The 19,450-nt window shown below is 65.9% G+C and carries 20 protein-coding genes; 10 read left to right on the top strand and 10 right to left on the bottom strand.

Annotation, left to right across the window (positions count from 1 at the left end):
* Positions 1 to 2: 2 nt before the first annotated feature.
* Positions 3 to 1,373 carry a GTP cyclohydrolase II RibA gene (gene ribA / locus EB836_RS04635; protein ID WP_135538049.1) on the top strand — a complete coding sequence of 457 codons (1,371 nt, stop codon included), beginning with the start codon at positions 3 to 5 and terminating at the stop codon, positions 1,371 to 1,373.
* On the opposite strand, the gene EB836_RS04630 is transcribed toward ribA, so the two are convergent.
* The 5 genes from EB836_RS04630 to EB836_RS04610 all read right to left on the bottom strand — a co-directional run bounded on the left by EB836_RS04630 (position 1,291) and on the right by EB836_RS04610 (position 5,614).
* Positions 1,291 to 2,157 (bottom strand): lysylphosphatidylglycerol synthase transmembrane domain-containing protein, encoded by an 867-nt coding sequence (locus EB836_RS04630; RefSeq protein ID WP_135538047.1) that lies wholly within the window; start codon positions 2,155 to 2,157, stop codon positions 1,291 to 1,293. The genes ribA and EB836_RS04630 overlap by 83 nt on opposite strands.
* Positions 2,154 to 3,113 (bottom strand): class I SAM-dependent methyltransferase, encoded by a 960-nt coding sequence (locus EB836_RS04625; RefSeq protein WP_135538045.1) that lies wholly within the window; start codon positions 3,111 to 3,113, stop codon positions 2,154 to 2,156. Before EB836_RS04625 ends, EB836_RS04630 begins: the two co-directional genes overlap by 4 nt.
* Entirely contained in the window at positions 3,110 to 4,120 is a 1,011-nt protein-coding gene (locus EB836_RS04620) for a glycosyltransferase (RefSeq protein WP_135538043.1), read from the bottom strand. Before EB836_RS04620 ends, EB836_RS04625 begins: the two co-directional genes overlap by 4 nt.
* Entirely contained in the window at positions 4,117 to 4,500 is a 384-nt protein-coding gene (locus EB836_RS04615) for a 6-carboxytetrahydropterin synthase (RefSeq protein ID WP_135538041.1), read from the bottom strand. The genes EB836_RS04620 and EB836_RS04615 overlap by 4 nt, the downstream gene beginning before the upstream one ends.
* A gap of 121 nt (positions 4,501 to 4,621) precedes the next feature.
* Positions 4,622 to 5,614, bottom strand: a complete 993-nt coding sequence (locus EB836_RS04610) for a zinc-binding alcohol dehydrogenase (protein WP_135538039.1) — start codon at positions 5,612 to 5,614, stop codon at positions 4,622 to 4,624.
* Positions 5,615 to 5,682: 68 nt separating this feature from the next.
* On the opposite strand from EB836_RS04610, the gene EB836_RS04605 reads away from it, so the two are divergent.
* Together EB836_RS04605 and EB836_RS04600 are read left to right on the top strand one after the other, a co-directional pair.
* Positions 5,683 to 6,450 (top strand): 3-keto-5-aminohexanoate cleavage protein, encoded by a 768-nt coding sequence (locus tag EB836_RS04605; protein WP_135538037.1) that lies wholly within the window; start codon positions 5,683 to 5,685, stop codon positions 6,448 to 6,450.
* 4 nt (positions 6,451 to 6,454) lie between these two features.
* Positions 6,455 to 7,246 (top strand): fructosamine kinase family protein, encoded by a 792-nt coding sequence (locus EB836_RS04600; RefSeq protein WP_240689600.1) that lies wholly within the window; start codon positions 6,455 to 6,457, stop codon positions 7,244 to 7,246.
* Positions 7,247 to 7,312: 66 nt separating this feature from the next.
* On the opposite strand, the gene EB836_RS04595 is transcribed toward EB836_RS04600, so the two are convergent.
* Positions 7,313 to 8,131: a DUF4352 domain-containing protein gene (locus EB836_RS04595; protein WP_135538033.1), complete on the bottom strand. Its 819-nt coding sequence runs from the start codon at positions 8,129 to 8,131 to the stop codon at positions 7,313 to 7,315.
* 159 nt (positions 8,132 to 8,290) lie between these two features.
* Here EB836_RS04595 and EB836_RS04590 point away from each other — a divergent pair, with 159 nt between their 5' ends.
* From EB836_RS04590 to EB836_RS04580, 3 genes are all read left to right on the top strand, one after another.
* Positions 8,291 to 9,616, top strand: coding sequence for a histidine kinase (locus EB836_RS04590; RefSeq protein ID WP_240689599.1), 1,326 nt, complete (start codon positions 8,291 to 8,293; stop codon positions 9,614 to 9,616).
* 112 nt (positions 9,617 to 9,728) lie between these two features.
* Positions 9,729 to 10,397 carry a response regulator transcription factor gene (locus EB836_RS04585; protein WP_135538031.1) on the top strand — a complete coding sequence of 223 codons (669 nt, stop codon included), beginning with the start codon at positions 9,729 to 9,731 and terminating at the stop codon, positions 10,395 to 10,397.
* 68 nt (positions 10,398 to 10,465) lie between these two features.
* Entirely contained in the window at positions 10,466 to 11,200 is a 735-nt protein-coding gene (locus EB836_RS04580; RefSeq protein WP_240689598.1) for a phosphatase PAP2 family protein, read from the top strand.
* A gap of 63 nt (positions 11,201 to 11,263) precedes the next feature.
* On the opposite strand, the gene EB836_RS04575 is transcribed toward EB836_RS04580, so the two are convergent.
* The 3 genes from EB836_RS04575 to EB836_RS04565 form a co-directional block, all read right to left on the bottom strand.
* On the bottom strand, positions 11,264 to 13,120 hold the full coding sequence (locus EB836_RS04575; RefSeq protein ID WP_240689597.1) for an acyl-CoA dehydrogenase: 1,857 nt from the start codon (positions 13,118 to 13,120) through the stop codon (positions 11,264 to 11,266).
* 108 nt (positions 13,121 to 13,228) lie between these two features.
* On the bottom strand, positions 13,229 to 13,987 hold the full coding sequence (locus tag EB836_RS04570; RefSeq protein ID WP_135538028.1) for an SDR family oxidoreductase: 759 nt from the start codon (positions 13,985 to 13,987) through the stop codon (positions 13,229 to 13,231).
* 68 nt (positions 13,988 to 14,055) lie between these two features.
* Entirely contained in the window at positions 14,056 to 15,057 is a 1,002-nt protein-coding gene (locus EB836_RS04565) for an acetamidase/formamidase family protein (protein ID WP_135538026.1), read from the bottom strand.
* 160 nt (positions 15,058 to 15,217) lie between these two features.
* Here EB836_RS04565 and EB836_RS04560 point away from each other — a divergent pair, with 160 nt between their 5' ends.
* The 4 genes from EB836_RS04560 to rraA all read left to right on the top strand — a co-directional run bounded on the left by EB836_RS04560 (position 15,218) and on the right by rraA (position 18,841).
* On the top strand, positions 15,218 to 16,561 hold the full coding sequence (locus EB836_RS04560; RefSeq protein WP_135538024.1) for a dicarboxylate/amino acid:cation symporter: 1,344 nt from the start codon (positions 15,218 to 15,220) through the stop codon (positions 16,559 to 16,561).
* A 231-nt stretch (positions 16,562 to 16,792) separates the two neighbouring features.
* Positions 16,793 to 17,269 carry a hypothetical protein gene (locus EB836_RS04555; RefSeq protein ID WP_135538022.1) on the top strand — a complete coding sequence of 159 codons (477 nt, stop codon included), beginning with the start codon at positions 16,793 to 16,795 and terminating at the stop codon, positions 17,267 to 17,269.
* Between the two features lie 36 nt (positions 17,270 to 17,305).
* Entirely contained in the window at positions 17,306 to 18,328 is a 1,023-nt protein-coding gene (locus EB836_RS04550) for a D-cysteine desulfhydrase (protein WP_135538020.1), read from the top strand.
* Between the two features lie 45 nt (positions 18,329 to 18,373).
* Positions 18,374 to 18,841, top strand: coding sequence for a ribonuclease E activity regulator RraA (gene rraA, locus EB836_RS04545; RefSeq protein WP_135538018.1), 468 nt, complete (start codon positions 18,374 to 18,376; stop codon positions 18,839 to 18,841).
* A 108-nt stretch (positions 18,842 to 18,949) separates the two neighbouring features.
* On the opposite strand, the gene EB836_RS04540 is transcribed toward rraA, so the two are convergent.
* On the bottom strand, positions 18,950 to 19,447 hold the full coding sequence (locus EB836_RS04540; RefSeq protein ID WP_135538016.1) for a hypothetical protein: 498 nt from the start codon (positions 19,445 to 19,447) through the stop codon (positions 18,950 to 18,952).
* Positions 19,448 to 19,450: the final 3 nt, after the last annotated feature.

The following is a 19,450-nucleotide window of genomic DNA, read 5'->3' as shown; positions in this document are numbered from 1 at the left end:
CCATGGCTTCGATGCATGGCCGCACCGGCACGACCAGGCTTCTGGCGGGACCGCCCAGTTCGCTGCCGACGAAGCACGGGGTCTTCACCATCCGCTCATTCACTCACTGCGGCATCGCTCATGCCGTGCTGAGCATGGGTTCCCCAGAGTCCGAAGGTGCTCCTCTGACCCGCGTCCACAGCGAATGTCTGACCGGGGATGCGCTCGGCTCTCATCGCTGCGACTGCGGTGACCAGCTGGAGGCCGCTTTGGCCGCCATCGCCGAGGCCGGCACCGGGATCATCATCTACATGTCCGAACACGAAGGACGCGGAATCGGTCTGGCCGCCAAGCTCGAGGCCTACGCCCTGCAGGACGGAGGACTCGACACGGTCAGCGCCAACCGGGCCCTGGGCCTGCCCGATGATGCCCGGGACTATTCCGCTGCCGCTGCGATCCTCACCGACCTCGGCTGTCCCCGCGTGCGCCTGCTCAGTTCGAATCCGAGCAAACAGGATGCGCTCGAAGCCGCCGGCATCGAGGTCGTCTCCCGGGTTCGACTGCCGGTGGAGGACCGGCCCGAGAACAGGGCGTACCTGACCAGCAAGCGGCAGCGGATGAACCATGATCTCCCGCCCGAGTCCGCCGGCTCGGGCGATGTCTATGTCACTCTGGTGAACGAGGTCGAGGTCGTGGCCCAGTTGGCCCAGAGTCAGGACGGTTTCATCGCCACGAGCACCGGCGATGCCCGCTTCGTGTCCGGGCAGGCAGACCGCACCCATCTCCATCGCATCCGCGCCAGTGTCGGCGCTGTCCTCGTCGGCGCACGGACCGTCATCGCCGATGATCCGCAGCTGACGGTGCGGGCGGTCGAGGGTGAGAATCCCGTCCGCGTCGTCCTCGACCCCCACGCGCGGGTGCCTGCCACCGCCACGGTGTTGGCGACCGGCCCGACCCCGACGCTGTGGATGATCGGCACCGAGGCGGCCGTACCGCCCGGCATCGCCGCTCATGTGAGGGTTCTCCGCCTGCCGCCGGCCGCAGCCGGTGAGCCTGTGGATCCCCGCACGGTCGTCTCCCTCATCCGCGACGAGGTCGACGGGTCCCTCCTCATCGAAGGCGGCGGCCGCACCGTGTCGAGTTTCCTCACCGCCGGTGTCCTCGACCGGCTGTTCCTCACCACCGCACCGGTCTTCATCGGAGACGGTGTGCCCGGCATTCGCTTCCAGGGTTCTGAGGTGATGGCGCAGGCGCTGCGCACCCCGTTCCGTCGCCTGGAGTTCGGTGAGGACATCTGCACCGAGTACCTGCTCAGTCCTGCCGCGCTCGATCATTCCCAGCACGATCCGATTCGGCCGGTGCGGACCGGTTCCTGCCCGCCGTCCACACCGTGAACAGTCCGGGCAGAGTGGAGATCATCGCGAGCAGGCCGTAGCCGGTCGCCGCGGTCGCTGCGGTCTCCATCGAGACTGCGACCCCGCCGGCGATGAGACTCATCGCCAGTTCTCGCACACCCCAGCCGCCGACGCCGATGGGGATGCTCATGGCGGCGAGACCGACGACGGCGAGCACCGGCACCACCGGTCCTCCGAGCGCAACCATGGCGCTGAGGAAGAGGAGGAAGAGTGCGAGCATGCCCAGCGCCGATGATGCCCACACGATGACTCCGAGACGCCAGTCCATCCCCCTCATCCCGAGCACGGAGATCGCCAGTGTCGCCGCAGAGACGGCTGCGGCTGCCCCTGCCAGGGACGGTGAGATTCCGATGAGGCTCACCGAGGCGGTTGCGAAGAGCAGAGTCGTCGTGCTCAGCCGTTCGGCGCCGACGGCGGTGAGTGGGGACAGCCATCTGCGGGGCCCGGTGCGTCGGTAGACCGCGACGCGTGCGAGATCGCCGCCGAGTCCGCCGGGCAGCACCATGTTGAGCAGACTCGAGGAATAGCAGTCGGCGAGCGCCGTGGGCCAGGCGATGTCGGTGCCTTTGAATGACAGGAGCAGCTTCCAGCGCAGAGCCTGGGCCCCGGTCATGACGAACCCGCAGGCCAGTGCCGTCGGAACCGTCCAGACATTGAGCACTCTCCATCCGTCGAGAAGCGCTTGGGCACCGACGACGCGCGCTGTCAGCAGGAGCAGGGCGACGGTGATGAGGACCATGAGGATCCTCTTGGTCCAGGTCACGGTCGGTGGGTTCCGCTCGCGTCGATGAGGAGGTCCGCGTGGTCGACTCGCACACTCAGGCCGGTACGGAGTTGAGAGTGCCGTGCGGTGAGCCAGTCCCGGCCTGTCTGCGCCAGGTGCGGGGAAGCGCCGATGGCAGCGTCGATGCGTTCGCTGAGGAAGCGGGTGAGGAACTCATGATCGTGTGGGGCGTGCAGCAGCCAGGGGCTCTGCCCGGACGTGATCGTCGCTTCGCGATCCGCTGCCAGACGGGCCAGGGCCTCCGGTGCATCGCAGCCGAGTCTGCCGTAGCGGTGCTGGTGGGCGGTGAACGCGTCGTTCAGGATCGTGTCGTGCTGATGGGGCGGGTCAAGGGTCCACCCGCCGGTGATGCTGAGGAGGAAGAGCCCGATGCCGCGGAAGCGAACGAGCGTGTCGCTGATCGTCTCCAGGTCGGAGCGGGTGAGCACATCGAGTACCGCGCTGCAGGTGAGCAGCAGTCGCGGTGCGCCGGATTCGCCGTTCCCTGAAGCTGGGGAACCGGCGGTGCCGGCCTCGGCGGTGTTGAGGAGGTCGGCGGTGAGGGCGGGCAACTCGGAGATCTGAGCGCAGATCGCTGAGGCCTTCGGCATGGTTCGAACCGCCTGGTCGAGGGAAGCCTGATCAGCGTCGATGAAGACCCAGTCGAGCTCGCGGCCGGGCATGCGTTCGCGCAGTCGGTCGTCGAACCATCGGGCCGAGTTCCCGGTGCCCGCCCCGATGTCGATGACGAGCAGCGGCTCGTGATCGCCGTCCGGTGGGGCAGCACCGGGTGAGACGGCATCCGTTGGAGCCGCGTCGGCCGAAGCCGGGGCTGCATCTGCCGAGGCCGGGGTGAGCACCCTCACCGCGTGGTCGAGCAGATGCAGGGACTGCTGTTTGGCTGCGTCGTCGACGGGGACGCGCAGGTCCAGCCAGTCGGCATCGGCCGCGGTCATGGGTCTCCTCCGGGGGTCGACACCGCGGCCATCACCTCGTCGACGGTCTCTGCCCAGTTGCGCACCGCTTGTGTCCGTTGGTCGCGTGCCTCGGACTGCAGGCGTGTCCGGAACTGCGAGTCTTCGGCCCACCGGTGCAGGGCCCGGGTCCAGGCAGCGGGTTCGTGCGGGAGGGCGATGCCCGCCTGCAGAGGCTCTTCGGCACCGGTGCCGGCAGTGACGAATGCTGGGACACCGGCCGCGGCCGCCTCGGCGACGACCATCCCGTAGGCTTCCGCTCGCGAGGGCAGCAGCAGAAGATCGGCTCGGCCGAGGAGCGCGTCGATGTCAGGAGCGGGCAGCTCACCGAGGATCTCGGTGCTGTGTGTGGGCAGAAGCGTGCACGCGGTGCGCAGCCGCTGTTCGTAGGCGGAGTCGGCGACGGGGCCGGCGAAGCTGCAGCGCCAGTCGAGGGGAGTCTCGCCGAGGTCACACAGCGCCTCGGCGAGGAGCAGCTGGCCCTTGTTCGGGGTGATCGCTCCGATGCACAGGAGGTGCTCTCCGGTCTCACCGACCGACTGGGCACGCACCCGGTTGCCTGGTCGGGCCACCTCGGCGCGGATCCCATAACGCGAAGACAGCCGCGCTGCGGTGAAACGGCTGGTCGCGACCACACCGGCCGCGGATGAGAGCGCACGTCGCTCCCGCTCGGCCTCTGCCGATGGTTCCGGACTGTCTCCGGCCAGGGAATGGACGATCACATGCACCGGTCGGGGCGGGTGACCGGAACCGGCCGATTCGACGATTCCGGGCAGTCCGACGGCGATGAGACCGTCGAGGAGGATCGGCCCGGCCCCCGCGCGGATGGCGTCGGCGACCGCGGCCGCTTCCGCCTCTCCCGGTCGGGTCCAGTCGCCGGGCACGGGGTGGCGAACGATCCGTCGTTCGGATGCCTCGGTCAGCGCCCGGTTGAACGCCAGTCCCCCGCTGATGCGGCCGAGGACGGGCTCGATGAGGTGGAGGGTCATGGGCGGTCGGGCACGGTGTAGGTGACGGATGCCCGCGGATTCTCCTGCAGATCGACGCGGATGCCGATATGGGGACGGCCGCTCAGGGAGTCGGCGAGGCGGTCGGCGATGTACTGGGCGACGGTTTCGGTGGTGCTCAGGCGACCGCGGAAGTCCGGATGCTCATCGAGGTTCGCATAACGCAGCGGTGTCAGGGCCGCATCGAGCAGGCTCATCGCCTCCCCGATGTCGAGCACGACCGCATGTTCGTCGAGGTTCTCCCGGGAGAACGTGGCCTCGACGGCAAGCGTGGCGCCGTGCATGGCCTGGGCGGGGCCGAAGAACTCGTTGGGCAGGCTGTGGGCGATCATCACGTGATCGTTGACGGTGAGGCTGAACATCGGTGTCTCCTTGTCGCTGCGGTCACTTCGTTGCGTGCGGTCGCGGTCGGTTCCCGGCCGGTCGATCGGCCGGCCGGTGGGCCGGTCGATGGGCCGGCCGGTGGGGCCGGTCGTCGGGTGCTCAACCGGGCTGAGGATAGTCGATGATGTGGCACAGGGTGTCGGCGGCGAGGTGGCCGTCTGAGGCGAGTTCGTCGATGATCCCGGGCAGCTCCTGCCACGCGGATGTGCCGGTGATGAGGGCGTCGAACCGGTCATCGGCCAGGGCCCTCAGTGCTGCCTGCAGCCTCTGCCCGCGGGTACGACGAGCCCGGTGTCCGGCCGCCACCTCTCCGACTTGGGAGGCGATGATGGTCAGCCGGCGGGCGTGGAAGTCCGCGCCGAGCGGCACCGTCGGGCTGGACGAACCGTACCAGGAGGCTTCGACGAGGGTGCCGTCGTCGCCGGTGATCTCGAGCCCGCGCGTGAGTCCGGCTTCGTGGCCGGAGGTGTGGATGACGATGTCGCTGTCGACCGAGGCCTCCTCGGGAGCCAGGGCGCACAGTCCCAGGGACTCGAGCATTGCGCGGCGGTCGGGATTGACGTCGATGACTTCGAGACGTTCCAAGGGCATCCGAGATGCCAGGAGCGCGGTGGAGGCGCCGATCATTCCGGCGCCGATGATGCTGAGCCGGTCGGAGAAGCGCGGGGGCTGCTGCCAGAGGATGTTGATCCCGGTCTCCACTGCCCCGGCCAGCAGTGCGCGGTGGTCATCGACGCCGTCAGGGATCTCGTGGACGTCGTCGACCGTGACGATGTGGTGGCTGTGGTGCGGCAGGAGACCGAACACCCGGCGGCCGATCCAGTCCGAGGGTCCTTCGTCGACGATGCCGACACTGAGATACCCGTAGGAGACGGGGAATGGAAAGTCCCCGATCTGGTGGGGTGCGCGCATCAGAGCGGTGACCCGGTCGGGGATCCGCCCGGTGTGGACGAGTGTCTCCGTGCCCTTCGACACCGCCGAGGCGGTGGTGCGGATCCGCAGCTGTGCCGCCGCATCGGGGTCGACGTGCGGGGTCGGCACCTCACGCCAAGCCCCTCGTCGGGCGGCTTCGGTCCAGTACTGCCAAGCCATACTCCGATCGTACAGGTGAGCCCGCCCCAGGCCTGTACTCCCCGCCGGGAATGCGAGACAGTGGGCAGATGAGCGCACACACCCCGAACGAACCGCTGCTGCACGCCGCTGTCAACGGTGATCGCGACCATCCGGTGACTCCCCGCACACCGGAGACGATCGCCGCCGAGGCGGCTGCCGCGGTGGCATCCGGTGCGCAGGTGGTCCACTTCCACCCCTTCGATGAGATGGGGCGGCAGACCTTCGATGCTGAGGCGGTCGCGACCACGATCCGCGCGGTGCGTGCCGCCTGCCCTGGGATTGCGATCTCCGTGAGTACCTCGGCCGAGATCACACCCGATCCGCAGCAGCGGCTGGCCCTCATCACCGAGTGGACCGAGCTGCCCGACCTCGTCAGCGCCAATCAGGGGGAAGCGGGGATCGGCGAGGTGTGCACGCTGCTCAGCGGGCGCGGCGTCGGAATCGAGGCGGGTCTGCTCAGTGTCAGCGATGCGGCAACCTTCGTCGATTCGGGGGCGGCGGACCGCTGCCGTCGGGTGCTCGTCGAGCCCACCGTGACCGACCCGGATGCGGCCCTGGCTCAGGCTGCGGCCATCGAACGGGTCCTCGCCGAGGCGGACGTCGACCTGCCTCAGGTCCATCACGGTGAGGGCATCGCCTCCTGGGTCGTCAATGCGCGAGCCATCCGCCGCGGGCACGGCATCCGCACCGGTTTGGAGGACACCCCGGTCCTCATCGACGGCACGCAGGCGTCCGGCAATGGCGCTCTCGTCTCCGTCGCGGCCGGGCTCCTCGCCGAGCTCGGCTCGTCACCCCGCGTCCACCCACTACCCTGAGACCGTGTCTTCCGACTTCATCAAACAGCGTCCCGGTGCCCCGGCCGGCTTCTTCGCCGCCGAGGCCGCCGGTCTGCAGTGGCTGGCCGAACCCGGAATCGTTCCCGTCGTCGAGGTCCTCGACCACGGAGCGGACTTCCTGCGGCTCGAACGGCTCGGCGAGGTCGCCCCGAGCGCTGCCGCGGCACGCGAATTCGGGCGCAAGCTGGCCGGGCTGCATGATGCGGGAGCTCCCGGCTTCGGGTGGACCCCGGCGGATTCGGCATTCTTCGGTCCGCTCGATGCCCCTTTCGAGGTGAGCACTGAGTCAGGGTCCTCATTCGCTGATTTCTGGGCCGATCGACGGCTCCTCCCGCTGCTGTCGTCCCTCTCAGGAGAGCTGAGCGGCGAGGAGGAAGCGGAGATCGCCTCGGCGGCGTGGGCGATCGGCGTGGGCAGCTTCGACGGGATCTGCGGTCACGGTGTCGAGGAGCCTGCGCGAATCCACGGCGACCTGTGGTCAGGCAATCTCCTGTGGACGGCCGCGGGAGGCACCCTCATCGATCCGGCCGCCCATGGCGGCCATCGGCTGGAGGACCTGGCGCTGCTCGACCTCTTCGGCACTGCGCACCTCGAGGAGATCTTCGCCGGCTACGAGGAGGCTCATCCTCTGCCGGAGGGATGGCGTGAGGATCTGCCGGCGCACAGCTTCTTCGCGCTTCTCGCCCATGTCCGTCTCTTCGGACGCGGCTTCCTCGACCAGACTGTGAACGCGGCCCGGTCGATCACCGCACGAGCGCGGCGCCTGCGCGACTAGGACCGGTTCGATCCGGGGTCGCGGATCGAACCGGTCCCAGCTTGCCTGGCGCGCGGCACCCAGGAGTCACTGCAGCGAGATCTCCACCGGGTCGGAGAAGAGTCCGCCGGCGAAGGTGAGACGGTTGGCGTCGACGTCTTCGGGGACGTCGAAGACGAGCACGCCCTTCGCCGTGTTTCCGGGGTTGATCTCTTCGAGGAAGAGGATGTTGTTCTCGGCGGCGTAGATGCCGGCCTCGGAATCCGCCGAGTAGGTGTTGCCGTTGTCATCGCCGAGTTTGATGTCGTCTTCGAAGAAGTAGTCCGGTTCCGATCCGATGTTCTTCACAGACAGTGCGATCTGCACGAACTGACCCTGCGCTTCGGCACCCAGATACTCGTCACCGACCTTCGACACACCGTCTTCGATGGAGTCGACGGTGATCTCCCAATCGTCGGCGGCCACCGTGTCACCGACTCCGTGCGAGGCATCCTCGGCAGGCTCGTCCGCGTCCTTCTCATCCGCGGATTTTCCGGACTGCTCGGCATCGGCCGAGTTCTCCGCCGAGGAACCGGTGGTGGTTTCGTCTCCACCACCGCCGAGCGCGCTGAAGATCGCAATCACGACGATGATGACGAGCAGCCAGAACCACCAGCGTTTGAGCAGTGGCTTCTTCGGCTTCGGCGGCTTCTGAGCGGAGCCGCCGGACTGCTGCGGCGGGTAGTTGCCGCCGGCACCAAATGCGGGTGCATGCTGTGCGGGCGCCCACTGCTGCCGGTCGTGGGGATGGGGCGCCTGCTGGCCCTGCGGTCTGTGCGGGATCTGGTACTGCGGGGAATTCTGGTACTGAGGCTGCGAGGACTGGGGTTGCTGCGGGGAATTCTGGGGGTTCTGCGGCTGGGACATGACGCTCCTTCGAGACGGCTTCTGGCTGACTTCTCCAGCCTCGTCGCTTCGACCGTCCTGCACGTCCGCATTCGGGCTGGAGTCTGCCGACCGAACGGTTGACCGTCCCCAGCCCGATGGTGGACTACGTGTGTCAGTGCCCGCAGTTACGATTCATATGTGTCAGAACATCCCGCCCCTCCGCCGACGATCCCTCGCGGCATGCGCATAGCCGGCAGCCTCCTCGTCGGCCTCATTGTCTATCTCTTCGGGATCCTCACCTCGTCAATGGCCCTGACTGCCAACTCCTGGGCGTTCGCCGAGGGCGAGCTCAATGACACCGGGCTGGTCGCGGTCCTCCTGCTGTTCCTGGTGTGGGCACTGGTGTTCATCCGCCGCCGGTGGCCGTGGGGCCCCTTCATCGCAGGCGCCCTGCTCACCGCAGCCTGGGGCGATGCGCTTCTCCTCCTCATCGCCGTCTTCCACCTCGTCATCCGCGCACCCAGGAGGCAGGCGATCACTGCCTCGGCGGTGGGCACCGGCTTGGTCGTGTTCGCCACGGTGAGGATGTGTCTGGCTCCGCCCGAGTACAATCCCTTCAGCATCTTCTTCCTGCCCGACCCTGCGCAGGTGTCGGGCATCGAAGCCACGATCCCGCCGGACGATTCGCACCTGGCGATCAGAATCATCACGGTTGCGGCCTGCCTCATCGGTCTCGGGGCGGCGCTGGGAGTCGGTGCGCTTCTGCGTCGGACCAAGAGGATGAGAGCCGTGGAATCGGTCGCGCAGCGTGAAGCTCTGCGCAATGAGTCGCTCACGGCCGAGATCGCCCGGCAGTCCGAACGAGAGCTGCTGGCACGCGAACTCCACGACACCCTCTCCCACCGCCTATCGGTGATCTCACTGCACAGCGGCGCGCTGGAGGTGGGGGCGCAGACCGATCCTGAGGTCGCGTCGACCGCCTCCGCTCTGCGGCAGGAGGCTCGTGCCTCATTGGCGGATCTGCGCCACTTGGTGGGAGACGTCAGAGAGGGCAATCTGTCCGATCCGCGACCGCAGCAGGAACCCTCGACACCGCCGAGCCGCGCGACGATGACCGCGCTGCCGCAGCTCATCGCCTCGGTGCAGTCCACCGGAACGCACGTCCGCCCCCTCATCATCATCCAGGACGTCGAGTCCTGCCCGCCGGCTCTCGACCGGACGGTCTATCGCATCGTTCAAGAGGCACTGACAAATGCGATGAAGCATGCACCGGGCTCGCCGGTGACGGTCGATATCGCAGTCTCGGCCGCCGGCGGTGTGCAGATCTCGGTGACCAATCCCCTCATCCGCACCCCGGACGCGCTGGAGCCTCAGCTGGCTTCGACCGGGTCCGGAGCCGGGCTGGTCGGCATCCGCGAACGCACCGAAATGTTCGGAGGCGAAGCGTCGATCGGTGTGCGCGGTAAGGAGTTCCACGTCGTGGTGAGCTTCCCGCCGTTCCCGCCGTTCCCGCCGCAGACCTGAGCCGCGCCCTCGCGGCCCGCGCGCCCGTCGCACGCCTCCGCGAGGCCGTGATGGGGCACAGGCGCCCGAGGCACAGCGAATCGTGTCACGGGTCTCGGGTAGTGTGACGCACATGAACCACACCGTCTCTCCGATCCGCGTCATGATCGTCGATGACGACCCCATGGTCATCACCGGAATCCGAGGAATCCTGCAGGCGGCCGACGATATCGAGGTCGTCGGTTCGGCCATGAGCGGTGAGGAAGCAGTTGAGGCCGCGGCCCTCCACTATCCCGATATCGTCCTCATGGACATCAGAATGCCGGGAATCGGCGGGATCGAAGCCACTGAGCGACTGCTCAACAGCGTGCGGGCGCCGAAAGTGGTGGCACTGACGAGCATGAACAGCGACGACCATCTCTTCCGAGCACTCGAGGCGGGAGCCGCGGGCTATCTGCTCAAGGACATCGGCCCGGTGGAACTCGCTGTCGCGGTCCGTAAGGTCCACGCCGGGGAACCGATCCTCGCTCCGCAGTCCATGCGCCAGGTGATCGCCCAGATCACCTCGGACTCCGACCGTCGCCTGCAGCGAGAAGCCGCGACTCTGCTCTCGGCACTCACCGACCGTGAAAGGGAGATCGCCGCACTCGTGGCAGAAGGCCTGTCGAATCAGCAGATCGCAGAGGAGACGTTCATGAGTCTGGCCACGGTGAAGACCCATCTCAACAGGATCAACATCAAACTCGACACCGACAATCGGGTCCGTGTCGCGACCACGGTCGTCCGGGCCCGAGGATTCTGAGCAGAATTCACCGTTTCTTTATCACCCACAGCAGAAGTGATTGTCCACGCCGTCTAAACTCGTAGCTGATGGTTGCTGAGTCATATGTCGAATCCGAGAAGCTGATCAGCAGCCCCACAGATCGTGGTCCTTGGAAGACTCGAGTGCGGGGGCTGCTGTCCCGAGCAACCTCAATCTGGACCCTCGCGATCGCCTTCCTTGCAGTCACGGCCGCCGCTGCCGGACCCCTGCGCGTCTGGGACTACACACTCAACCGGCGGTGGCTCTACCTGGCCGAACCCGATCTCGTCTGGTTCTTCCAGCACATCCTCGATCCCATCGCCGGGCAGGCCGTCTGTCTGCCGGTGCTCGCGATCACCGCGATCGTGCTGTCGCGCAAGAGACAGTCGTGGCGACCGGTCCTCTTCGCCCTCGCCACTGAGGCGGCCTTCTATCTCGGCATCGGTTCGATGAAGATCCTGCTCGCGCGACCGGCGACGACGCTGCATGACCCCCGCTTCTTCCAGGACGGTCTCCTCGGACTCGGCGGGCGCGGAATCAGCTACCCGTCCGGACACGCCGCCGAGGCGGTGCTCATCTACGGCGCGGTCGCCTACCTCATCTGTGCCTACAGCACCGTCTCCACCCGCACCGTGCGACTGCTGTGGTGGGGTGTCGCTGCGGTGAGCGTGAACTCCGTCATGGTGTCCTTCGCTCTCGGCTGGCATTGGGCGACCGACCTCATCGGCGGTCTCTTAGCGGGCGGACTCTTCCTGCGCATCCTCATAGCGGCAGACCGACGACGGCCCGTCCTGCGGACGTGATGAGGCGCGAGGTTCCGCCGTCCCGCAGACGAACCCGACAGTCACACGGCTCTCAGCCCAGCCTCACAACCAGGAGTCGTCGAGATCGGCGAACGTCGTCGACCGGCTCTCAACGAGGTCGAACCACGGGCCGGTCAGCGGCAGCTCATGAGTGAAGAAGTACCGCGCGGTTGCGATCTTGCCCTGCAGGAAAGATGAGTCTCCGCGGTCCTGGGCAGTCGCCTCGGCGGTCATGCCCTGCTGCAGCCACAGCCACGCCATGACGGTGTGGCCGACCGCTTCGAGATAGGTCCACGCGTTCTCCAGCGCCGAGACCGGATCCCCATCGGACCACACCGCGGCGGTCACGGTTTCGATCCGGTCAGCCGCCGAACTCAGCGCCGAGGCTTCGTCGTTCCAGGCAGAGGTGTCGGCCGCCTCGGCGATGGTCGTACGCATCTGCTCGAGCAGGACCCGCAGTCCCTCTCCCCCGGATATCACGACCTTGCGGCCGAGCAGATCCTTGGCTTGGATGCCGTGCGTGCCTTCGTGGATCGGGTTGAGCCGATTGTCTCGGTAGAGCTGCTCGACATCGTGGTCGCGGGTGTAACCCGCTCCTCCGAGCACCTGAATGGCGTGGTCGTTGGCTTTGAGGCACCATACGCTCGGCCAGGTCTTGACGATCGGGGTGAGCACGTCGAGCAGCAGAGCCGCGCGATCGCGCTCGGCCTGGGTTTCGGCCGTCTCGGAATCGTCGAGGAGACGAGCGGCGTAGAGGGTGAGTCCGAGGCCGCCTTCGACGTAGCTCTTCGAAGCCATGAGCATGCGCCGGACGTCCGCATGCGCGGTGATCGGCACCGGCGGAAAGTCGGCGCCCTTGGCTCCGTCGGGACGCCCCTGACGACGATCGCGGGCATAGCGGAGGGCGTCGAGGTACCCGTGATAGCCCACGGCCACGGCTCCCGCACCGACTCCGATACGGGCCTCATTCATCATGTGGAACATGCAGGCCAGCCCCTTGCCCCGCTCCCCGACAAGGTAGCCGACGGCACCGGCTCTGCCGGCGGGAGTGTGGGCTCCCTCGCCGAAGTTGAGCAGAGTATTCGTCGTTCCGCGCCAGCCCATCTTGTGGTTGAGGCCCGAGAGGACGACGTCATTGCGTTCGCCGAGGCTGCCGTCGTCGTCGACGAGGTGCTTCGGCACGAGGAACAGACTGAGTCCTTTGACTCCGGGCTGGTCGCCTTCGGCGCGGGCGAGGACGAGGTGGACGATGTTCTCTGAGAGCTCATGGTCGCCGCCGGAGATCCACATCTTCGTCCCGTGCACGCGGAAAGCCCCTTCTCCTCCGTCCGGATCGGGCACGGCCTTCGTCGTGACATCGCCCAGCGAGGAGCCGACCTCGGGCTCGGACAGGCACATGGTGCCGAAGAAGCGCCCGTCGAGTTCGGGCAGGACATACTTCTCGATCTGCTCTTCGGTCCCGTATTCGAGCAGCAGGTTGGCATTTGCCATGGTCAGCATCGGATAGCTGGCGGTGGCGATATTGGCCGCTTGGAACCAGGCGAAGCAGGCCTTCGCCACGGTCTGGGGCAGCTGGATGCCGCCGAAGGATTCGTCCATCGTCGCCGACAGCAGTCCGATGTCGGCGAACTGGCCGAGTGCGGCCTTGATCTCCGGGATCAGCGTCACCGTCTTGCCGTCGAAGGTCGGTTCATTGAGGTCGGATTTGCGCGCGTGCGGGGCGAACTGCTCCTTGGCCAACTCTTCGCTCGCGGAGAGCACCGAGTCGAAGACTTCACGCGAGTGGTCGGAGAAGCGCTGCCTGCTGCACAGCTGATCGACTCTCAGCCAGTCGTAGAGAAGGAAATCGATGTCGGTGGTCGAAAGGATGGACTCTGTGGTGGCCTGCACGACGCCATTGCCGGTGTTTTCATCAGTCACAGCTTCAGTTTAGGCCAAACGTTCGTTCAGTAAAGGACTGACCGCGGTTGCAAGCACGAGGCCCTGCCCGGTCCGCTGTGTTCCTGGGCAGGGCCCTGAGTCGCCTCTTCAGAACTGGATTCCCCTCGTGAGAGCACCATCGATGAGGAGATTCGCGCCCGACGTTCGGCTGCTGCACGGGCTGGAGAGGAAGACGACGCTGGCTGCGGTCTCTTCAGGAGTGCCCATGCGTCCGGTCGGGTTGAGTCCGAGCGCATAGTCGAAGAGTTCGGGGTCGCCGGTCTCGATGCCGGGCCATACACCGTTCGGGTGGTATGTGTTCCCCGGAGACACGGTGTTGACCCTCACTCCGGTCTCAGCCAGCTGCAGAGCCAACCCAGCCATATACCCGATGATTGCGGTCTTCATCGTCCCGTACGGGCCCGAAGCGAAGTCGGCCTCTCGACCCGAGACACTCGAGATGGCGATCAACGACCCGGCTTCGCTGTCCTTGAGGTGGGCGATCGTGGCTTTCGCCAAGTTCACCGTCCCCATCAGGTCGACGTTGAATGAGCGGTACCAGTTCTCTTCTGTGTCCGGTATCGCCAAGGCGCTGACATTGGCGACGACCATGTCGATTCCGCCGAATTCCTCAGCGGTGGACTCGACCCAGTTGTTCAGCGACGTGCTGTCGCTGACATCGAGCGCCGTTCCGATGACCCTCCCCTGTGCTGCGCATTCCAGTTCCGTGTCGGCGACTTCTTGAGTGCTGCGAGCACAGAAGGCCACATTCGCGCCCTCGGCGAGAAAAGCCTCGACGATTGCCCGACCGATTCCTCGCGTTCCGCCCGTGACCATGGCGGTCTTCCCGCCGATCCTCAGATCCACTTGTCGTGCCTCTTTCCCGAACTCACCACGACGCACATCACTCGGCTCAGTGACATGCGCCCCTCCGGCTACCGGAGTTCCCGTGCACGCCGACGCAGGTCCGCGTGGATGCCGTCGAATGCCGCGGCACTCGGCAGCAGAGATTTCGCCACTTTCGTCATGACGCTGTAATTGGTGTCGACCACGTTGGCCACCGGGACCAACGCGATCTGAGTCAGCAGCTGGTAAGCATCCATACTGTCCAGACCGAAGAGCTCCGAGAGCCAGCGGATCATCTCGACCTGAGAGATCCTCCACGAATCCTCCATCGGACGCGACGAGCCCACAACCATCCAGTGCTCATCGCTCTCCAACCGCGGCCACAGCGGAGCCCCTCCTTTGATGAGGTCGACGATGATCGTCGAATTCATCGCCCCCTCCACCGCGGTGCCGCATGCCTCACCTTCGCCCTGGCGGTAGTGACCATCGCCGATGGAGAACAGCGCTCCCTCGACATTCACACCGAAGTATGCGGTGCTGCCGACCCGCATCTCCGGCGTATCCATGTTGCCGCCGAAACGCTCGGGAGTCAGCGATGAGTGCGCTTCTCCCCCAGCGGGCGCGACTCCGACCGTGCCCAGCATCGGTTCGAGAGGCAGTGCGAGTTCGAAATCGCCTGCCCGGGTCTGGAAGCCCACAGTCTGTGCGGCAGTGTCGATGTCATAGATCCATACCGCTTCCGGAAGTGCGTCGTGGAGCAGACTGGTCCGGTCTGTGGCCGTCAGCCCGCCGAAGAACGGAATCGTCGCCGAGGCGCCCCAGCTGCGGGCGGGCGTCAGATCGACGATGTGGATGGCCAAGGTATCGCCCGGTTCAGCGCCGTTGAGGTAGAAGGGGCCCGTCTGCGGGTTGAGCCTGTGCGGATCGAGCTGCGCGCTCGGCACATCGGATCGTGAGGTGATCGCGTTGTTGAACGCGTCTTCGGACCACAGCCGCAATGCCGTGCCGGGTTCGATTGCGGCCACCGGTGCAACACCGCCGAAGGTGTAGGCGAACTGATCCGGCCGCGGCGCGAAGTCGAAGATCTCCATATCTCATGGTAAGTGATGGCGATCACGCAGCCAATGGCCTGCCGCAAGCACTCGGTCGTCCCTCCGACGGCGACATTCCAACCAGCTGATCGTGAATGCCCACTATGATCTCTCCTGGCGGTCTCTCCTGCCGCCACGCACTATGTGAAAGGCAGGCTCTATGCCCTCCCTCGTCGATTCGAGCCCGACGGGCTCCGGCCATCAGCCGCAGAAGTCGGGGCTCCTTCGGGTCCTGCGCAACTATCGCTTCCCGCTGTTCATCCTCGCCGGGGTCGTCATCGGTGCGATCATCGGACTCGTCTTCGGAGAGCGCGCCACCGTCATCAAACCCTTCGGCACTCTGTTCATCAATATGATGTTCACCCTTGTCGTGCCTCTGGTGTTCTTCTCCATCGCCTCAGCGGTAGCGGGAATGTCCTCTGCCAAGCGACTGGGAAAGATCCTCGGCGGCATGCTCGGAGTCTTCGCGGTCACCGGCATCATCGCCTCGGTCGTCATGATCGCAGCCCTGTGGATGACGAAGGCCACAGAGGGGGTCCAGGTCGAGATGTCTCAGCCCGACGACGTCGAGGAGGTCGGATCGATCGGCGATCAGCTCGTATCCACCTTCGTCGTCGACGACTTCTCGAAGATCCTCTCCGCCGAGCACATGCTCGCACTCATCGTCTTCGCCGTCGTCGTCGGCATCGCCACGTCGAAGATCGGTGAGGCGGGCAGGCCGTTCGCTCAGTTCCTCAACTCCGGCTCCGAGGTGTTCCTCAAGTTCACCTCGATCATCATGTACTACGCACCGATCGGCTTGGGCGCCTACTTCGCGGCCCTCATCGGCGAGCTCGGGGCGCAGCTGGTCGGCGACTATGTGCGCGCCTTCCTCGTCTACTACCCGGTGGCGATCGTCTACTTCATCCTCGCGTTCACTCTCTATGCCTTCTTCGCAGGCGGCCGTCGCGGAGTCACCCGTTTCTGGGGCAACATCATCGAACCGACGGCGATCTCCTTGGGCACGTCCTCCTCGGTGGCGGCGATTCCGGCGAACCTGCGAGCCGGCGAGCGCATCGGCGTGCCCCGCGATGTCAGGGAGACGATCATTCCGATCGGAGCGACGATCCACATGGAAGGTTCGAGCCTGTCCGCGATACTTAAGATCTCCTTCCTCTTCGCCGTCTTCGGCCGCGACTTCTTCACCCCGGGCAACATCCTCATCGGCGTCGCTGTGGCGCTGCTGGCCGGGATGGTCATGGCCGGAATCCCCTCGGGCGGGTTCATCGGCGAGCTGATGATCATCACCCTCTACGGCTTCCCGGCAGCAGCGCTGCCGATCATCCAGATCATCGGCACAGTCATCGACCCGCCGGCGACCACCGTGAACTCTGTCGGCGATCAGGCCAGCTCCATGATGGTCGCTCGCATCCTCGATGGGAAGGACTGGATGGACCAGGAGGAGGACGCACGAGCCACCTCCGCCGAAGCGTCGGCCGACACGACGTCCGCCGACCAGACGTGATCACGATTTGATTCCGTCAGGTCACTTGTTTTCGTCATACTTCTGCGGCTTCATCGTCGGTGACTCCGAGCCCTGGTCGAATATCTCGGAGATGCCGCATGATCGCAATGAAACATTCGCAATCGGACTTCGGCTTCCAAGCCTTTGCTCAGGCTCCGGGCGGTGCTTCTCACTTGGGCGGACGATACTCAGCTCCAGCAATGACCACGATCTGCAGGAGGATTCGCCACCATGTTCATCACCGCCGCTCACCGTGTGTCTGCCGCAGCGGCCGCCGTCGTCCTCGGCAGCGGTCTGCTCTCGGCCGGTCCGGCCGTTGCCGGAGAGCCGTCCGGCGCGCAGACGACCGCATCGACATCGACTGAGTCGGAGGCGCCTGAAGTGAGACGAACGGCAGCCGACACACACAGCGTCGGTCACCCGAACACCGCCGCGGACTATGCGGACGGCCTCATCCGCGCGTGGGTCTCAGGCACGACCGGCGACCTGGAGAAACGAGCACGGCCAAAAGTCGTCAGAGCTCTCACTGCGCAGGGGGATGCTCATGTGAAGCAGTGGAAGCGCGTGGCCGCCGACGCCGACGAGACGACGGCCACCGCCGTCTATGCCAACCGGACGACCGGCCGTCTGCTCACTCTCGAAGTGGACAGGCATGCCGCTGCGAAGAACGCGGATCGCGCCGTGCTCACAGCGCGCTTCACGAGGTGAGAACTGAGTCCGGACCTGCGGGTACACTCGGAGACCATGGTCACTCTTGAGGCTTTTCCACGTCGCCGCTACAGTTCCGGACCGACTCCGCTCGAACATCTGCCGCAGCTGAGCGCGCACCTGGGCGGGCCGCAGATCTGGGTCAAGAGGGATGATCAGCTGGGACTGGCCCAAGGCGGAAACAAGACGCGCAAGCTCGAGTTCCTCATCGCCGATGCACTGGCGCAGGGAGCCGACACCTTGGTCACCGTCGGCGGCGTCCAGTCCAATCACTGCCGCCTGACTCTCGCCGCGGCCCGTCGTGAAGGGCTCGACTGTCACCTCATCGTCGAAGAGGATCTCGGCCCCGAAGGGACCGGCCTCGGTCCGGCAGGGTCGAATCCGCCGGAGTTCACGGGCAACTTCCTGCTCTTCGATCTCCTCGGCGCCGATTCGGTCACGGTACTCGGCAACGGCGCCGACCTCCTCGGTGAGGCCGAGTCCCTGGCGGAGTCCCTGCGGTCAGAAGGCAAGAATCCTTATGTCATCCCTGTCGGCGGTTCGAACCCGATCGGTGCCCTCGGCTATGTCGACTGCGCGCAGGAGATGCTCAATCAGTTCGCCTCGGCGCGGCTCGAATCCACGACGATCATCACACCCAGCGGTTCGGCCGGCATGCAGGCAGGCCTCATCGTCGGTCTCCAGGCGGCCGGCAGCAGTACCGCCGTGGTCGGGATCAATGTCAGCCGCGCACGCGAAGACCAGGAGACGAAGATCAACGGTCTCGTCGGATCCACCGCCGAGCTTCTCGGCCTGTCCCCGGCCGCCCGGAAGCACACGGTGGGACTCGGCGACTATTACGGTATCGGATACGCCCTGCCGACTGCAGGAATGGTCGAGGCCGTGCGACTCTTCGCCCGCACCGAGGGGATCCTCCTCGACCCCGTGTATACCGGCAAGGCGGCTGCCGGTCTCATCGACCTCGTCCGGCAGGGCAGGTTCTCCGCAGAGGAGAATGTCGTCTTCATCCACTCCGGTGGGGTGCCCGGACTCTATGCTCGGGCTCAGGCATTCGCCTGATCACCACGCATACACTCGCTCACACGATCAGCGGAAGGCGCAATCATGACAGTATCGACAGCAGACCTCTGGGACGAGCGCGGCGATGAGCTGTACTCCGTCGCGCTGAATTTCGGAGATTTCGGGGCCAAGATCTCATTCTCCGGCCCCGCCCGCACCATCCGGTGCTTCCAGGACAACGCCTTGGTCAAGCAGACTCTCAACCAACCCGGTGACGGCGCCGTCCTCGTCATCGACGGCGACGGTTCGATCGCCACCGCCCTGATGGGCGACATGATCGCCGAGGCGGGGGTCAGCAACGGGTGGTCCGGAGTGGTCATCAACGGAGCCGTCCGCGACCGTGAAGCTCTGGCCGAGATGGAATTCGGCATCAAGGCGCTGGCCAGCAATCCGCGCAAAAGCGCGAAGGACGGAGTCGGAGAGATCGACGTGCCCGTCGTGATCGGCGGGGCGACGATCCGTCCCGGAGCGATGGTCTTCGCCGATGCCGATGGGGTCGCTGTCGAGAAATAGGTCGAGCCCCCCCTCGAGAAATGGAACCGACAGAGGCCGACGCAGAGGTTCTGCGTCGGCCTCTGTCGTTGGCCTGTTGTCCCCGGAGTCGGGCCTGAGGGGGCGGCCTCAGCGGTGGAGGGTGTCGAAACTCTGTTCTGCAGCGTCCCAGACATCGGCGACGACGATGCTTCCATCGCTCGTGAGCTTCTTGACCGTGTCTCGGTCGTAGAGATACGACCACTCCCCGGCCGACACGTCACCGGTGACCATGAGGATGTCGTAGTCGAAGGCGGCCTGCGAGGCCGCTTGGACGATGAGTGCGGTCGCTTCCATGTCCGCTGCCCGCTGCTGGTCCGACGTGAAATCGACGTGGAGGCGGTCGGCTTCGTTCTGCGCATCGAAGTCCGGGTTCGTCTCCGATTCAAGATGCACCTCGACCCCATCCAGCGATTCCGCCACATAGTCGGACAGGTCTTCGAGCGAGTCGAAGCCCTGTGTCACAACCGACATGGTCTGCGTCGGAGTCGAGTCCGCCGCGGGCTCTTCGTCGCTGGAGCCGCAAGCGCTCAGAGGCAGCACCAAGGCAATCGAAGCTGTGCAGATGAGACGGGCAACTGACTTCATGGG

It is taken from the genome of Brevibacterium sp. S111 (assembly GCF_004745075.1).
Classification (GTDB): Bacteria; Actinomycetota; Actinomycetes; order Actinomycetales; family Brevibacteriaceae; genus Brevibacterium.
Note: the sequence above shows the minus strand (reverse complement) of the source record. Positions and strands in the feature narration are given on the sequence as shown.

Coding starts and splice junctions, on each gene's coding strand:
- EB836_RS04610 (WP_135538039.1), bottom strand. CDS start 5,614: ATGGCTTGGCAGTACTGGACCGAAGCCGCCCGACGAGGGGCTTGGCGT.
- EB836_RS04615 (WP_135538041.1), bottom strand. CDS start 4,500: ATGTTCAGCCTCACCGTCAACGATCACGTGATGATCGCCCACAGCCTG.
- EB836_RS04565 (WP_135538026.1), bottom strand. CDS start 15,057: ATGGAGATCTTCGACTTCGCGCCGCGGCCGGATCAGTTCGCCTACACC.
- rraA (WP_135538018.1), top strand. CDS start 18,374: ATGACAGTATCGACAGCAGACCTCTGGGACGAGCGCGGCGATGAGCTG.
- EB836_RS04550 (WP_135538020.1), top strand. CDS start 17,306: ATGGTCACTCTTGAGGCTTTTCCACGTCGCCGCTACAGTTCCGGACCG.
- ribA (WP_135538049.1), top strand. CDS start 3: ATGGCTTCGATGCATGGCCGCACCGGCACGACCAGGCTTCTGGCGGGA.
- EB836_RS04595 (WP_135538033.1), bottom strand. CDS start 8,131: ATGTCCCAGCCGCAGAACCCCCAGAATTCCCCGCAGCAACCCCAGTCC.
- EB836_RS04625 (WP_135538045.1), bottom strand. CDS start 3,113: ATGACCGCGGCCGATGCCGACTGGCTGGACCTGCGCGTCCCCGTCGAC.
- EB836_RS04560 (WP_135538024.1), top strand. CDS start 15,218: ATGCCCTCCCTCGTCGATTCGAGCCCGACGGGCTCCGGCCATCAGCCG.
- EB836_RS04620 (WP_135538043.1), bottom strand. CDS start 4,120: ATGACCCTCCACCTCATCGAGCCCGTCCTCGGCCGCATCAGCGGGGGA.
- EB836_RS04605 (WP_135538037.1), top strand. CDS start 5,683: ATGAGCGCACACACCCCGAACGAACCGCTGCTGCACGCCGCTGTCAAC.
- EB836_RS04555 (WP_135538022.1), top strand. CDS start 16,793: ATGTTCATCACCGCCGCTCACCGTGTGTCTGCCGCAGCGGCCGCCGTC.
- EB836_RS04585 (WP_135538031.1), top strand. CDS start 9,729: ATGAACCACACCGTCTCTCCGATCCGCGTCATGATCGTCGATGACGAC.
- EB836_RS04580 (WP_240689598.1), top strand. CDS start 10,466: ATGGTTGCTGAGTCATATGTCGAATCCGAGAAGCTGATCAGCAGCCCC.
- EB836_RS04540 (WP_135538016.1), bottom strand. CDS start 19,447: ATGAAGTCAGTTGCCCGTCTCATCTGCACAGCTTCGATTGCCTTGGTG.